Origin of the sequence: Thermus amyloliquefaciens (assembly GCF_000744885.1) — a bacterium.
Lineage (GTDB): Bacteria > Deinococcota > Deinococci > Deinococcales > Thermaceae > Thermus > Thermus amyloliquefaciens.
In genome coordinates this window covers 1,702,562-1,716,290 of sequence record NZ_JQMV01000003.1, presented here as the reverse complement: position 1 = coordinate 1,716,290, position 13,729 = coordinate 1,702,562, and the positions used below count along the sequence as shown (strand labels likewise).

Sequence of the window (13,729 nt, the reverse complement as noted above, 5' to 3'; positions counted from 1 at the left end):
CGCCAAAGAAAACTCTACCATAACCCTAGCCCCTTTTGCCAGATGTGGTAGGCTAAGGTCCCGTGAACGGGGTTTCCGAGAGCAGGCCAAGGCCGAGAAAGTACGTGTTCGTGACCGGGGGTGTGGTGTCCAGCCTGGGGAAGGGCATCCTCACCTCCTCCCTGGGGGCCCTCTTCCGGGCCCGGGGCTACCGGGTCACGGCCATCAAGATTGACCCCTACGTGAACGTGGACGCGGGCACCATGCGCCCCTACGAGCACGGGGAGGTCTTCGTCACCGCCGACGGGGCGGAAACCGATCTGGACATCGGCCACTACGAGCGTTTCTTGGATCTGGACCTCTCCCGGGGCAACAACCTCACCACGGGCCAGATCTACCTTTCCGTCATCCAGAAGGAGCGCCGGGGGGAGTACCTCTCCCAGACGGTGCAGGTGATCCCCCACATCACCGACGAGATCAAGGAGCGCATCCGCAAGGTGGCGGGGGAGCAGGAGGCCGAGGTGGTGGTGGTGGAGGTGGGGGGCACGGTGGGGGACATGGAAAGCCTGCCCTTCCTGGAGGCCATCCGCCAGTTCCGCTTTGACGAGGGGGAGGCCAACACCTTCTACATCCACCTCACCCTGGTCCCCTACCTGGAGACCAGCGAGGAGTTCAAGACCAAGCCCACCCAGCACTCCGTGGCCACGCTGAGGAGCGTGGGCATCCAGCCGGACGCCGTGGTCCTGCGCTCGGTGAAGCCGGTGCCGGAGGAGGTGCGCAAGAAGGTGGCCCTTTTCACCAACGTGCGCCCGGGGCACGTCTTCTCTAGCCCCAACGTGGAGCACCTCTACGAGGTGCCCCTCCTCCTGGAGGAGCAGGGCCTGGGCCGGGCGGTGGAAAGGGCCTTGGGCCTCGAGCCCGTCTTCCCCAACCTCTCCTTCTGGCAAGAGGCGGTGCGGGTCCTCAAGCACCCCGAGCGCACGGTGCGGATCGCCATCGCCGGGAAGTACGTGAAGATGCCGGACGCCTACCTTTCCCTCCTCGAGGCCCTGAAGCACGCGGGCATCAAGAACCGGGCCCGGGTAGAGGTGAAGTGGGTGGATGCCGAGGCCCTGGAGGGGGGGGACCTGGAGGAGGCCTTCCGGGACGTGGCGGGCATCCTGGTCCCGGGGGGCTTTGGGGTGCGGGGCATCGAGGGCAAGGTGCGGGCGGCCCAGTACGCCAGGGAGCGCAAGATCCCCTACCTGGGCATCTGCTTGGGCCTGCAGATTGCGGTCATTGAGTTTGCCCGGAACGTGGCGGGGCTTTCGGGGGCCAACTCCACGGAGTTTGACCCCTATACCCCCCACCCGGTCATTGACCTCATGCCCGAGCAGCTGGAGGTGGAGGGCCTGGGGGGCACCATGCGCCTGGGGGACTGGCCCATGCGCATCCGCCCCGGCACCCTCCTCCACCGCCTCTACGGGAAGGAGGAGGTCCTGGAACGCCACCGCCACCGCTACGAGGTGAACCCCCTCTACGTGGACGGCCTGGAGCGGGCGGGCTTGGTCATCTCCGCCACCACCCCGGGCATGCGGGGCCGGGGGGCGGGGCTGGTGGAGGCCATTGAGCTCAAGGACCACCCCTTCTTCCTGGGCCTCCAGAGCCACCCGGAGTTCAAGAGCCGCCCCATGCGCCCCTCGCCTCCCTTCGCGGGCTTCGTGGAGGCGGCCTTGAGGTACGCTGGGCTCTAAGAGCCGCTGCGTGGAGGTTGCCGCAAGGGAAGAAGGGCGCTGGTCAACGCTTTTCTGGGGCCCCCGTCGTGGCTTAGGCCACGACGGGGTACTTAGAGCAGGCTTTGGGCGAACTGCCGGGCCACGCGCCCGGAGAAGCCCTTTTGTAGGGCGAAGCGGAGGGCCTTCCTTTCCTCTTCCGGGGTCAGGGGGCGGCCCAGGTGGTGGGCCACCGCCCGCAGGAAAAGGCCCTTGTCAAAGGGCGGGAAGGTGAGGACCAGGCCGAAGCGCTCGGAGAGGGCCAGGGTGTCCTGGAGGGCGTCCCAGGCCTGGGGATCTTCCCCGGGAAGCGGGTTTTCCCCGGTCCTGCGCACCAGGTGGCGGCGGTTGGAGGTGGCCAGGAGGAGGACGTTCTCCGGGGGCCCCTCGAGGCTTCCCTCCAGGAGGGCCTTCAGGTGGTGGAAAGCCTCCTCCTCGGGGTCCAGGGAGAGGTCGTCCAGGAAGAGGAAGAAGCGGTGGGGGAGGAGGGCAAGCCGCTCCAGGAGGCTTTCCAGGTGGGCCAAGGCCTTAGGCTCCACCTCCACCATGCGGGCTTCGGGAAGGCGCAGGAGGCCCTTGGCCGCGGTGCTCTTGCCCGTGCCCCGGGCCCCGTAAAGGAGGGTGTGCAGGGCGGGTTTGCCGGAGAGAAAGCGCCTGGCGTTGGCCTCCAGGGCCTGGAGCTGGGCCTCGTAGCCGATGAGCTCCCCCTCCCGGGGCAGGCGGGGCTGGGGCAGGGGGCGCACCTCCCCCCCGAAGCGGAAGGCCCGGTGGAGGGCGAAGGGGTAGGGGCCATGGGCCTGAAGCACCCGGGCCAGGGCCTCGGGGTTGCGGGCGAGGAGGGCGGCCAAGGCCTCCTCCTCGGCGGGGTGGGGGGGGCGTTCCCCCAGGTCGGACAAGGGGTACGCCCTTCGCCTCTCCTCCAGTTCCCGGGAGAGGGCCTCGAGGTCCTGCCCCATGAGTTGCAAAAGCCCCGGGGTGGGCCGCAAGGCGCGCCAGGCCCAGGGGGCTTGGAGGAGGCTTTGGGCAAAGGCGTAGCCCCAGGGTTCGCCCCGGGGGAGGTCCAGGTCCAATAGGTCCAAAGGGGTTCGGGGGAGCCTCATGGGCCCCATGGTAACGGAAAACCCCGGGGGTTCCCCGGGGTCGTTTGGTGGGCCGCACAGGACTCGAACCTGTAACCCACCGATTAAGAGTCGGTTGCTCTACCGGTTGAGCTAGCGGCCCAAGCGCCAAAGGCTAGTCTAGCCTTCCCCCTTTGCCCTGTCAAGGAGGTGTAGTCGGTCAACACATTTGAGACTCTGTGGGGACCGCCTCCCCCCGTATTCTAGCCAGGTACTCTAAAGGGGCCAGGCCCCCCAAGGCCCGGTGGGGTCGCCGGCGGTTGTAGTGGTCCAGGTAGGCGTCAAGCTCCCTTTGGAGCTCGGGGATCTGTGAAGGCAACGGCCGTGTGTAGAACTCATCCCTAAAGGTCCGCTGCATCCGCTCCACGTGACCATTGAGCTTGGGGCTCCTCGGAGGAAGAACGAAGAGCTTAACGCCCAAACGTTCACAGACCTCCTCAAAATCGGACATAAACTCGCTGCCCCCATCCACCTGCACCGCACGGATAGGAAAAGGCGCTTGCACCATCAGGCGGGCAAGAAAGCTGGCCGCCAGGTTGGCCGTGGCTCGGGTGTGGACTTCCGCAAGGGAGAAACGGGTGAAGAGGTCGACGGCCGAGAAGTGCTGGATCGTCTCCCCAGGGCCCAGGGTCACGGTGAGGGTATCCACCTGGATAAGGTCGCCAGGGTGACCCACCTCGTATCCCTTGGGCTTCCTTTGCGCATAGGGCCTCCTGGGTCTTCCCCTTCCCTTTCCCCTTCCCCTCCTGGCCAAAAAACTGGCCACGCTCTCCACGCGTCCGCTCCCTTCAAGGTAGGCCAGGATCCGCCCCACGGTGCGCTCGCTCACCGCAAAGCCCTCCTTCCTTAGGGTCAGCCAAATCGGCCAGCGGCCCCAGGTGGGGTTCTCCTTCCTTAGGGCTTCCACCCGGATCAGCAGATCGGAAGACCAGTAAATCCTCCTCCGCAAGCGCTGAGGACGTCTTGACCGAGGCTTAAGACCGGCAAGGCCCTCTTCCTTGAGGCGTTTCCGCCAGCGGTAATAGGTGGCCCGGCTGATCCCCAAAAGCTCCTGGATCTCGGGCCAGCCCACCCGGTATTTCCTGAGCGCCTCCACCTGTTTGAGCTTCCGTAAGCGCTCCTGAACCGTGGGATCGCCGGCCCCGGCCTCTTGGAGTTCCCGGGCCTTCCGCGCTCCCCCAGACTTGACCGTTATACCCCTTTTGGGGTAAATGATTCCCATGACCCTGCGCGAAGCCCTATCCCAGGTTCCCGACCCCCGGGCCCACAACCGCCGCTACCCCCTCTGGGGCCTGCTGGCCCTGGTTCTTTTGGCCTTCCTCTCCCGCGTGGACTCCCTGCGCGGCGTCTCCCGCTTTGCCCGCGCCAACCCCCACCTCCTCCCCCACCTGGGCCTGCGCAAGGCCCCGGGCCACACCGCCCTCACCCAACTCCTTCACCGCCTGGACCCCCAGGCCCTGGCGGAGGCCCTGGCCAAGGTCTTCCCGGGAAGGGAGCTGGAAGGGGAAAAGGTCCTGGTGGCCGACGGCAAGGTGCTGCGAGGGAGCGGGAAGGGCAAGAGCCCCCAGGTCCGCCTGGTGGAGGCCTGGGCCCTTTCCCTGGGGCGCACCCTGGCCCAGGCCAGGGCGGAGGGAAGGGAGGACAAGGCGCTTCTGGAGCTTTTGGAGCGCCTGGGGGCCGAGGGGCTTGTGGGGAAGGTGGTGGTGGGGGATGCGGGGTTTTTGTACCCCGAGGTGGCCCGCCAGGTGCGGGCAAAGGGGGGGAGTACCTCCTGGTGGTGAAGGGGAACCAGGGGGGGCTTTTGGGGTGGGTGCGGGAGGTGTTTGCGGGGATGGCGCGAGGAGCCCTGCCTGGGGAGACGCGGGCGGAGTGGGTGCGGGAGGCAGACGGGGAGGTGAGGCGGTACGAGGTGTGGGCTTCTCCGGTGTTGCCCCCGGAGGTGGCGGCCTTTCCTGGGGCCAGGCAGGCGGTGCGGCTGGTGCGGGAGGTGGTGGTGAAGGGGACGGGGGAGGTGAGGCGGACGGAGGGGTACGCGCTCACGAGCCTGGGGCCGGAGGAGGCGGACGCCCGGGTGCTGGGGGAGATTTGGGTGGGGCGATGGGGGGTGGAGAATGGTTCCTTCTGGGTGCGGGATGTGCTTTTGCGGGAGGACGCCTTTCAGGTGCGGGGGCGAGGGGGTGAGGTGCTGGCGGTGTTGCGGGCGCACTTGGTCTCGTGGTTGAACTGGAAGGGGGTGCGCCGGAAGAAGGCGGCCTTGGAGGTTTTCTCCTTCAACCCCCTGGCTGCCCTGCGGTTCCTGGGGCTCTATGCAGAATAGCGGTCAAGTCTGCGCGCTCCCCGCAAAACCTCTTTGCCAACCGTGGTAAGCTGCATCCGTGGGGACCCCCTCTCTCCTGGAGTGGTCCCCACATTTTTACTCGTCCAGTCTCACATGTGTCTGTCCGGGTTCAGGAGGGGCGGGGCCACCTTCCTCTCCCGGCCGGCCCCCTGCTGGGCTTCCGGGGGTGGGGTTTTTCAGAAGAGGTAAAGCACCGCCCGCCCCGCCTCCACCCGAACCCGGATGGGCCCTAGGGCCTGGTTTTCCAGGGTCAGCGAGGTGGCCTTAAGGGGGGTAGGGGGAAGGTTCCAGCGGGCTCCCTCCAGGGCCAAGGTGGCTTCGGGGAAGGGCAGGAGGCTGAAGGAACGCCCGGCTTCCAAGGGAAAGGCATGGCCCCCAGGAAGGAGGGGGAAGGCCCGGGTAAGCCCCTCGGTGAGCTCCACCCTGATCCCTCTTTCCGCCAGGTGAAAGGCCAGCTCCAGATGGGCCAAGGTGTGGTCCAGCCGGCCGCCAATGCCCCCCAGGAGGAGGACCTCCTCCGCCCCCAACCCCAGGGCTTTCCGCACCAAGGCCTCCCCGTCCGTGAGGTCCTTTTCGCGGGGGAGCACCTCCTTGGGGGCGGGAAGGAGCTGCTGGAGCCAGGGGGGGCTGGAGTCAAAGTCCCCTAGCCAAAGCTCCAGGGGGAGCCCCAGGGCTAGGGCGTGCCGCCCGCCGGAGTCCGCCGCCAGGAGGCGGTAGCCTTGCAGGCGGGCCCGCAGGGCCTCGGTGACCAGGAGGGGACCCCCTAGGAGAAGGGCAAAGCGCCTCATCCCTCCAAGGCTACCGCCTGGGAAGGGTCTAGGCTTAGGGAGACCTTGGCCCCTTCCTGAAGGTCGGGCAGAGGCTCCAGGGCCTCCAGGTAAAGCCTAACCCCCTCGAGCCGCACCCAAAACCCCACCCGGTTTCCGAAAAAGAGGCGCTCCTCCACCCTCCCCTCCAGGCCTCCCCCTAGGCGCAGGGCGGCTTGGGGCAGGAGATGGGGCCTGGGGGGCAGGCCCAGGGCCTGGCTCTCCGCGGGGGAAAGAAGGTTCTTGTGGCCCAGGAAGCGGGCGGTCCAGGCGTCCTTGGGCTGGGTGTAGACCTCTTCGGGCCGGCCCACCTGGACCAGGCGCCCTTGGCGGAGCACCGCCACCCGGTGCGCCAGGAGGAAGGCCTCCCCCTGGTCGTGGGTGACCACCAGGGTGGTCACCCCCTCCCCCCGGAGGGTCCTCCGGAGGAAGAAGAGGAGCTCCTCCCGTAGCCTTAGGTCCAGGGCCCCCAAGGGTTCGTCCAGGAGGAGAAGCCTTGGCCTTGGGGCCAAGGCCCGGGCCAGGGCCACCCGTTGTTGCTCCCCTCCTGAGAGTTCCTGGGGCCTTTTCCTGGCGTGGGGTAGGAGCTCCATCCGCTCCAGGAGTTCTTGCACCCGGGCTTCCCGCTCGGCCTTGGGCCAGCGGGCCTCCACCAGGCCGAAGGCGATGTTTTCCGCCACGGTGAGGTGGGGGAAGAGGGCGTAGTCCTGAAAGAGGAAGCCCACGCCCCGCCTTTCCGGGGGCAGGGGGGTGAGGTCCAACCCCCCAAAGCGCACGAAGCCCCGGTCTGGGGTCAGGAGCCCAGCGATGAGCCGCAAGAGGGTGCTCTTGCCGCTTCCCGAAGGCCCCAGAAGGGAAAGAACCTCTCCTTCTTGGGCGGTGAGCTCCAGGGTGAGCCGGAAGCCAGGAAAGGACTTCTCCAGGGAAAGCTCCAGCACCCCTTCATTAAAAAGGAACCCGGAGCCTTAGGCCCCGGGTTCCAAGGGAAGATAATCCTTACTTCAAGCCCAGCTTCTTCCGCTCCTCCAGCACCTTCTGGGGCGTCAGCTTCTTGTCCCTCAGGGCCTTGACCTCGGCGGCGGTGAAGGGCTTGAAGCCTTGGACCTTCTTGTCGTCGCCCCAAGCGGTGGCGATGTGGTTGAGGACGGCGGCGATCTCCTCGTCCTTAAGGCCGTTGTAGGCGGGCATGGCGCCATTGTACTTCATGCCCTTTACCTCTATCTGGCCCTGGAGGCCCCAAAGGAGAACCTTGATCAGGTACTCCCGCCCGCCCTGTTTGCCTAGGATCTCCGCCACGTGGCCCGCCAGGGGCGGGAAGGCCCCAGGGAGCCCCTGCCCGTTGGCCTGGTGGCACCCTGCGCATTGGGCATACACCTTGGCGCCGTCCGCCTGGGCAAAAGCCAGGCTGCCGAGAAGGAGGAGAGCTATAAGGGTCCGCTTCATCTTTACCCTCCGGGGTATCAGGGTATTTTGTCCTTTTGCCCCTTGTCAAGAGCTTTGGCTAAGCCTCAGACTTGACCGCTATTCTGCATAGAGCCCCAGGAACCGCAGGGCAGCCAGGGGGTTGAAGGAGAAAACCTCCAAGGCCGCCTTCTTCCGGCGCACCCCCTTCCAGTTCAACCACGAGACCAAGTGCGCCCGCAACACCGCCAGCACCTCACCCCCTCGCCCCCGCACCTGAAAGGCGTCCTCCCGCAAAAGCACATCCCGCACCCAGAAGGAACCATTCTCCACCCCCCATCGCCCCACCCAAATCTCCCCCAGCACCCGGGCGTCCGCCTCCTCCGGCCCAAGGCTCGTGAGCGCGTACCCCTCCGTCCGCCTCACCTCCCCCGTCCCCTTCACCACCACCTCCCGCACCAGCCGCACCGCCTGCCTGGCCCCAGGAAAGGCCGCCACCTCCGGGGGCAACACCGGAGAAGCCCACACCTCGTACCGCCTCACCTCCCCGTCTGCCTCCCGCACCCACTCCGCCCGCGTCTCCCCAGGCAGGGCTCCTCGCGCCATCCCCGCAAACACCTCACGCACCCACCCCAAAAGCCCCCCCTGGTTCCCCTTCAGCACCAGGAGGTACTCCCCCCCTTTGCCCGCACCTGGCGGGCCACCTCGGGGTACAAAAACCCCGCATCCCCCACCACCACCTTCCCCACAAGCCCCTCGGCCCCCAGGCGCTCCAAAAGCTCCAGAAGCGCCTTGTCCTCCCTTCCCTCCGCCCTGGCCTGGGCCAGGGTGCGCCCCAGGGAAAGGGCCCAGGCCTCCACCAGGCGGACCTGGGGGCTCTTGCCCTTCCCGCTCCCTCGCAGCACCTTGCCGTCGGCCACCAGGACCTTTTCCCCTTCCAGCTCCCTTCCCGGGAAGACCTTGGCCAGGGCCTCCGCCAGGGCCTGGGGGTCCAGGCGGTGAAGGAGTTGGGTGAGGGCGGTGTGGCCCGGGGCCTTGCGCAGGCCCAGGTGGGGGAGGAGGTGGGGGTTGGCGCGGGCAAAGCGGGAGACGCCGCGCAGGGAGTCCACGCGGGAGAGGAAGGCCAAAAGAACCAGGGCCAGCAGGCCCCAGAGGGGGTAGCGGCGGTTGTGGGCCCGGGGGTCGGGAACCTGGGATAGGGCTTCGCGCAGGGTCATGGGAATCATTTACCCCAAAAGGGGTATAACGGTCAAGTCTGGCTAAGCCTGGGCTTTAGGTTTTCTTAAGGGTATAGCCCCGGGGGGTAGGGGGAAGAGGCCATATAAGCGAACTCCTATGAGAAGGGGATCTTGTGTCAAAGGAGCTTGACACGGCCCCAGGGGGGATGCTAGGGTGCAAATGTCCTTGGGTGTACCCAGGCGGTGTATAACATGTACGCATACCGGGTACTCTGGCTCCTCTCGGTGCTAATCCTGACCGTAACCCTGGCCGCGCCGGACTTTGCGCGGTGGTATCCCCATGGCACGGCGCTAGAGCTGGCCCAGGCCCACGGTCGGGTGGTCATGGTATACTTCCATTCCCCCCATTGCCCCTACTGCGATCAGATGAACACCTTCGTCCTCTCCGATCTCCAGGTGAGCCGGCTTCTAGAGGACCGGTTTGTGGTGGCCTCTGTGGGTACGGAGACCCCGGAAGGCCAGGAGCTTGCTCGGCGTTATAGGGTGCCGGGTACCCCCACCTTTGTCTTCCTCGTCCACCGCAAGGGGACGTGGGAAGAGGTGGGCCGGCTTTTTGGCAGCCGGCCCCGGGCGCAGTTCCTTTTGGAGCTGCGCCAGATGTGTGCCAAGGGAGGTGTGTGTGAATAGGCGAGCGTTTTTAAGGACCACCGGCGTAGCCCTCGGGGCCGTGGCTTTGGCGGGGCTTCCCGTAAGGGCGCAGGGTTTAGAGGGCGAGGACTTGGCCAACCTGGAGAAGGCCCTGCAGGCAGTTTTGGGCAAGGGGTTTAAGGACCTCACCCCCTCCAACCTCATTAAGCTCACCATGCCGGCCATTGCCGAAAGCGGGGCCAACGTTCCCGCTGAGGTGGAGGTGAACCTGCCCTCCAATCAGGTGAAGGCCATCCACCTCTTCGCCGACAAGAACCCCACCCCCCATCTGGTGGCCTTCATGCCCATGAAGGCCCTGCCCTACTACGCCACCCGGGTGCGCCTGGCGGAGACCAGCGCGGTGCGGGCGGTGGTGGAAACGGCAGACGGCAAGCTCCTGTTGGCTTCGGCCAGCACCCGCGTGACCGTGGGTGGTTGCGGTTAAGGAGGTAGAGGATGCCCATTCGCACCATTGTTCGCTTGACCCCGGCCAAGCCCAAGGCGGGCGAGAACTTTAAGCTCCAGGTGGTGGCCCAGCATCCCAACGAGCCCGGCACTCGTAAGGATGCCGAGGGCAAGCTCATCCCGGCCAAGTACATCAACCTGGTGGAGGTCTACTTTGAGGGGGAAAAGGTGGCGGAGGCCCGCCCCGGTCCCTCCACCAGCGCCAACCCCCTTTACGGCTTCATGTTCAAGGCGGAAAAGGTGGGGACCTTTACCGTAAAGCTGAAGGACACCGACGGGGACACCGGTGAGGGCACGGTAAAACTGGAGCTGGCCTAAGGTTGGGCGCCCGGAAAACCGGGCGCCTTTATGGAGGAGGATATGCCCCTTAAGGCGTGGTTGGCGGCTGCTGTTTTGGCCCTGGCGGTCCTTGCCCTAGCCCAGGAGGGGGTGGACCCCCGGGAGGAGGCCAAGCGGCAAAAACAGCTCCTTTTGGAAACTGCAGGCATTCTGCCCACCGAGCTCATTGTGGAGCAGGGCAAGGAGCTTTTTAACCGCAAAGGGCCCAGCGGCAAGACCATGGCCGAGTGCGACTTTGGCCTGGGCAAGGGGGTGCTGGAGGGGGCTGCTGCCCGGCTTCCCCGCTACTTCCTGGACACAAACCGGGTGGAGGACTTGGACGGCCGCATCGTCACCTGCATGACCCGGGTCCAGGGGTTTAAGCCGGAACAGGTGAAGCGGTCCGAGGTGGTGGCGGTGGCCTTCTACATCGCCAGCTTCTCCACGGGGAAGCCCATCCAGGTGAGGCTTCTCTTTCCTCAAGAAAGGGAGCTCTATGCCCTTGGGGAGAAGCTCTTCTACGCCCGCAGCGGCTCACGGGACATCGGTTGCGCCACCTGCCACGTGACCTACGTGGGCAGGCGGGCCGGGGTCTTGCCTTACGCGGACGTCCTGGGCAAGGACAAGTCCTGGACCCACTGGCCCGCTTACCGCTACTCCAACGACCAGATCTGGACCATGCAGGACCGCATCCGGGCCTGCTACGGCAACATCGGCCATCCCCAGCCCAACCTTTATTCCCTGCCCATCCTGGCCCTGGAGCTTTTCATGGCCTACAACAACAACGGGGCGGTGGTGGAGGAGTGGCCGGCTTTTGTGCGCTGAGGAGGGGGCGATGAAGGCGAAGAAGTCTATCTTTTTGGCCGCGTTCCTGGTGGGGGCCTTGGCCCAGTCGTACCTCAACCCTCCCGAGCTGGAGGCCGTCAAGACCGGCGGCAAGGCCTATGCCGAGGTCTTCTTGAACCAGCGGCCGGATCAGGCTCTTTGCTCCATCCACCGGAACCGCCTGCCCTCTGACCTCCTCCCCAAGTTCCTGGAGGAGCAACGGGCCCTCATCCGCTACCCCCAAAGCGGCAAGCTCATGGGGGACTGGAGGAAGGGCGGGGCCATCTTCAACAACCTGCAGAAGGCCAACTGCTTCTCCTGCCATTTCGGCTCCCCGGTGCACCTGGGCGGGGACGTGGGGCCCAGCTTGGAGAAGTACGGCCTAAAACGGGGGCAGTCGGAGGCCATCCAGCGCTACACCTACGAGGTCATCTACAACGCCTGGGCTTATTTCCCCTGCACCGTCATGTACCGCTTCGGGGCCCAGGGGCTTCTTACCCCGGAGGAGATTGCGGACATCGTGGCCTACCTCCTGGATCCGGAGTCGGACTTCAACACCAAGCCTGCGGTGGGGTCTAAATGAACCGGAGAGAGCTCCTCTACCTTTTTTCCGCTTTGGCGGGCCTAGGTCCCAAGGCCCTGGCCCAGGTCCTGGAAAACCCTGGCCGGCTCTATGAGCTTCCCCCCTACGGCGACGCCACCCTGCTTTACTTCTCCGACCTTCACGGGCAGGCCTTCCCCCACTACTTCATGGAGCCGCCCAACCTCATCGCCCCCAAGCCCCTCATGGGCCGCCCCGGATACCTCACCGGCGAGGCCATCCTGCGTTACTACGGGGTGGAGCGGGGCACGCCCTTGGCCTATCTCCTTTCCTACGTGAATTTTGAGGAGCTGGCCCGGGCCTTTGGCCCCATTGGGGGGCTTTCCGCCTTGACGGCCCTGATCCGCCAGCAGAAGGCCCAGGTGGAGGCGGAGGGGGGCCAGGCTTTGGTCCTGGACGGGGGGGATACCTGGACCAACTCCGGCCTTTCCCTGCTCACCCAGGGGGAGGCCATCGTGGAGTGGCAGAACCTCACCGGGGTGGACCACATGGTCTCCCATTGGGAGTGGACCCTGGGGCGGGAGCGGGTGGAGGAGCTCTTGAAGCGGTTCCGGGGTGAGCACCTCTCCTACAACGTGGTGGACGAGCTTTTCGGCGATCCCCTCTTCCCCGCTTACCGCATCCACCAGCTGGGCAAGCACGCGGTGGCCGTGGTGGGGGCCACCTATCCGTACGTGAAGGTCTCCCACCCGGAGGAGTTCACCCAGGGGCTTTCCTTCGCCTTGGACGAGCGGCGGTTGCAGGAGGCGGTGGACCAGGCCCGGGCGGAAGGGGCAGAGGCGGTGGTCCTCCTCTCCCATAACGGCTTGCAGCTGGACGCCGCCTTGGCGGAGCGGATCAAGGGCCTTGACCTCATCCTCTCGGGCCACACCCACGACCTCACCCCCAGGCCCTGGCGGGTGGGGAAGACCTGGATTGTGGCGGGGAGTGCCGCGGGCAAGGCCTTGATGCGGGTGGACCTGAAGCTCTGGAAGGGGGGCATCGCCAACCTGCGGGTGCGGGTCCTGCCGGTGCTCTCCCAGCACCTTCCCAAGGCGGAGGATGTGGAAAAGTGGCTTCAGGAGCGGGTGGCTCCCCACCGCCAACACCTCTTTGAGCCCTTGGCGGTTTGCGAAAGCCTCCTTTACAAGCGGGATACCCTCTATTCCACCTTTGACCAGATGGTGGGGGAGGCGGTGCGGGCTCTTTACCCCGAGGTGGAGGTGGTCTTCAGCCCTGCGGTGCGCTGGGGGACCACCCTCCTTCCTGGCCAGGCCATCACCCGCGACCACCTCTACGCCTACACCGGTTTCACCTATCCGGAGCTCCACCTTTTCTGGCTCCGGGGGGAGCAGATCCGGGGCGTTCTGGAGGACATCGCCAGCAACGTGTTCAGCCCCGACCCCTTCTACCAGCAGGGCGGGGACGTGAGCCGCACCTATGGTCTGCGCTACGTCCTGGACCCCGACGCCCCCACGGGCCAGCGGGTGCGGGAGGTGGAGGTGGGCGGCAAGCCCCTGGATCCCAATCGCCGGTACCTGGTGGCCGCCTATGGGGGGAGGCTGCAGCGGGTGGGGGAGGCCAAGGCGGGCTTCGAGCCCAGGCCCATCTACGCGGTGCTGGAGGAGTACCTGAAGGGGGTAGGCAGGGTGAGGGTTCTCCCCAACCCCAACGTGCGCGTGCTCGGCAGGACGTATCAGGTTCCGGAGGTGAAGGGATGAGAAGGACAGCGGTTGCGATTGGCGGCCTTTTGCTTTTGGGGCTAGGGCTTTCGCAGGTGGGCCCCTTCAGAGCCCGCTTTGAGGCGGCTTTGCATGCGGGCGGCCATGAGTTCGCCCAGGTCATGCTCTCCCAGGACAAGGGGCAGGCCCTCTGCTCCCAATACCGGGACAAGCTCCCCGCGGACCTCATCCCGGGCTTTTTGGCGGAGCAGAAGGCCCTCATCAAGTACCCAGCGAGCGGCAAGCTCATGGGGGACTGGAGAAACGGGGAGAAGGTCTTCACCGACCCCAAGCGGGGCAACTGTTACGCCTGCCACGCGGGGGTGGCCACGGAGGTGGCCTACGGCACCATGGGGCCGAGCCTGACCAACTATGGGCAGCGGGGCACCTCGGAGGCGGTGGTGCGGTACACCTACGAGAAGATCTACAACGCCTGGGCCTTCGTGCCCTGCTCCCTCATGTACCGGGGAGGGGTGCACGGCCTCTTCACCCCGGAGGAGACCGCTGACCTGGTGGCCTTCCTCTTGGACCCCAGCTCTCCCATTAACCGGAGGTGAGCCGT

The 13,729-nt window shown here is 66.2% G+C and carries 16 protein-coding genes, 1 tRNA gene and 1 pseudogene; 10 read left to right on the top strand and 8 right to left on the bottom strand.

Going from position 1 to position 13,729, the window contains the following annotated elements:
* Positions 1–62: 62 nt before the first annotated feature.
* Positions 63–1,712: a CTP synthase gene (locus BS74_RS09195; RefSeq protein WP_038058184.1), complete on the top strand. Its 1,650-nt coding sequence runs from the start codon at positions 63–65 to the stop codon at positions 1,710–1,712.
* A gap of 92 nt (positions 1,713–1,804) precedes the next feature.
* On the opposite strand, the gene BS74_RS09190 is transcribed toward BS74_RS09195, so the two are convergent.
* The 3 genes and pseudogenes from BS74_RS09190 to BS74_RS09180 all read right to left on the bottom strand — a co-directional run bounded on the left by BS74_RS09190 (position 1,805) and on the right by BS74_RS09180 (position 4,070).
* Positions 1,805–2,839 (bottom strand): DUF815 domain-containing protein, encoded by a 1,035-nt coding sequence (locus BS74_RS09190; protein WP_038058183.1) that lies wholly within the window; start codon positions 2,837–2,839, stop codon positions 1,805–1,807.
* A 36-nt stretch (positions 2,840–2,875) separates the two neighbouring features.
* Positions 2,876–2,951 (bottom strand) — tRNA-Lys (locus tag BS74_RS09185).
* A pseudogene (locus BS74_RS09180) lies at positions 2,914–4,070 on the bottom strand (integrase core domain-containing protein). The gene BS74_RS09185 and the pseudogene BS74_RS09180 overlap by 38 nt, the downstream one beginning before the upstream one ends.
* Between BS74_RS09180 and BS74_RS12640 the strand changes: the two are divergent.
* Together BS74_RS12640 and BS74_RS12635 are read left to right on the top strand one after the other, a co-directional pair.
* On the top strand, positions 4,069–4,629 hold the full coding sequence (locus BS74_RS12640) for a transposase family protein (RefSeq protein ID WP_038058182.1): 561 nt from the start codon (positions 4,069–4,071) through the stop codon (positions 4,627–4,629). The pseudogene BS74_RS09180 and the gene BS74_RS12640 sit on opposite strands and share 2 nt — an antisense overlap.
* A complete protein-coding gene (locus BS74_RS12635; RefSeq protein WP_245606109.1) occupies positions 4,623–5,165 on the top strand; it encodes a DDE transposase family protein in 543 nt (180 codons plus the stop codon). The genes BS74_RS12640 and BS74_RS12635 overlap by 7 nt, the downstream gene beginning before the upstream one ends.
* Positions 5,166–5,362: 197 nt before the next feature.
* On the opposite strand, the gene BS74_RS09165 is transcribed toward BS74_RS12635, so the two are convergent.
* The 5 genes from BS74_RS09165 to BS74_RS12625 all read right to left on the bottom strand — a co-directional run bounded on the left by BS74_RS09165 (position 5,363) and on the right by BS74_RS12625 (position 8,610).
* Positions 5,363–5,974, bottom strand: a complete 612-nt coding sequence (locus BS74_RS09165) for a thiamine diphosphokinase (protein WP_038058181.1) — start codon at positions 5,972–5,974, stop codon at positions 5,363–5,365.
* The gene (locus BS74_RS09160; protein ID WP_038058180.1) at positions 5,971–6,930 is read right to left on the bottom strand and encodes an ABC transporter ATP-binding protein; all 960 of its coding nucleotides are present in this window, start codon (positions 6,928–6,930) and stop codon (positions 5,971–5,973) included. The genes BS74_RS09165 and BS74_RS09160 overlap by 4 nt, the downstream gene beginning before the upstream one ends.
* 58 nt (positions 6,931–6,988) lie before the next feature.
* The gene (cycA, locus tag BS74_RS09155; protein WP_038058179.1) at positions 6,989–7,435 is read right to left on the bottom strand and encodes a cytochrome C-552; all 447 of its coding nucleotides are present in this window, start codon (positions 7,433–7,435) and stop codon (positions 6,989–6,991) included.
* Between the two features lie 78 nt (positions 7,436–7,513).
* Positions 7,514–8,056, bottom strand: coding sequence for a DDE transposase family protein (locus BS74_RS12630; RefSeq protein WP_245606111.1), 543 nt, complete (start codon positions 8,054–8,056; stop codon positions 7,514–7,516).
* Entirely contained in the window at positions 8,050–8,610 is a 561-nt protein-coding gene (locus tag BS74_RS12625) for a transposase family protein (protein ID WP_038059120.1), read from the bottom strand. The genes BS74_RS12630 and BS74_RS12625 overlap by 7 nt, the downstream gene beginning before the upstream one ends.
* A gap of 213 nt (positions 8,611–8,823) precedes the next feature.
* Here BS74_RS12625 and BS74_RS09140 point away from each other — a divergent pair, with 213 nt between their 5' ends.
* From BS74_RS09140 to soxX (BS74_RS09110), 7 genes are read left to right on the top strand one after another with little or no spacing between them, the layout of a single operon-like run.
* Positions 8,824–9,258 carry a SoxW family protein gene (locus BS74_RS09140; RefSeq protein WP_038058178.1) on the top strand — a complete coding sequence of 145 codons (435 nt, stop codon included), beginning with the start codon at positions 8,824–8,826 and terminating at the stop codon, positions 9,256–9,258.
* Entirely contained in the window at positions 9,251–9,703 is a 453-nt protein-coding gene (soxY, locus tag BS74_RS09135; RefSeq protein ID WP_038058177.1) for a thiosulfate oxidation carrier protein SoxY, read from the top strand. The genes BS74_RS09140 and soxY overlap by 8 nt, the downstream gene beginning before the upstream one ends.
* A gap of 11 nt (positions 9,704–9,714) precedes the next feature.
* Complete coding sequence (gene soxZ / locus BS74_RS09130; protein ID WP_038058176.1) at positions 9,715–10,041, top strand: thiosulfate oxidation carrier complex protein SoxZ; 327 nt, start codon at positions 9,715–9,717, stop codon at positions 10,039–10,041.
* A 42-nt stretch (positions 10,042–10,083) separates the two neighbouring features.
* Positions 10,084–10,866: a sulfur oxidation c-type cytochrome SoxA gene (gene soxA, locus BS74_RS09125; RefSeq protein ID WP_425427252.1), complete on the top strand. Its 783-nt coding sequence runs from the start codon at positions 10,084–10,086 to the stop codon at positions 10,864–10,866.
* A 10-nt stretch (positions 10,867–10,876) separates the two neighbouring features.
* Positions 10,877–11,449, top strand: a complete 573-nt coding sequence (soxX, locus tag BS74_RS09120; RefSeq protein ID WP_051946833.1) for a sulfur oxidation c-type cytochrome SoxX — start codon at positions 10,877–10,879, stop codon at positions 11,447–11,449.
* Positions 11,446–13,167, top strand: a complete 1,722-nt coding sequence (gene soxB / locus BS74_RS09115; protein ID WP_038058174.1) for a thiosulfohydrolase SoxB — start codon at positions 11,446–11,448, stop codon at positions 13,165–13,167. Before soxX (BS74_RS09120) ends, soxB begins: the two co-directional genes overlap by 4 nt.
* Complete coding sequence (soxX, locus tag BS74_RS09110) at positions 13,164–13,724, top strand: sulfur oxidation c-type cytochrome SoxX (RefSeq protein ID WP_038058172.1); 561 nt, start codon at positions 13,164–13,166, stop codon at positions 13,722–13,724. Before soxB ends, soxX (BS74_RS09110) begins: the two co-directional genes overlap by 4 nt.
* Positions 13,725–13,729 lie beyond the last annotated feature (5 nt).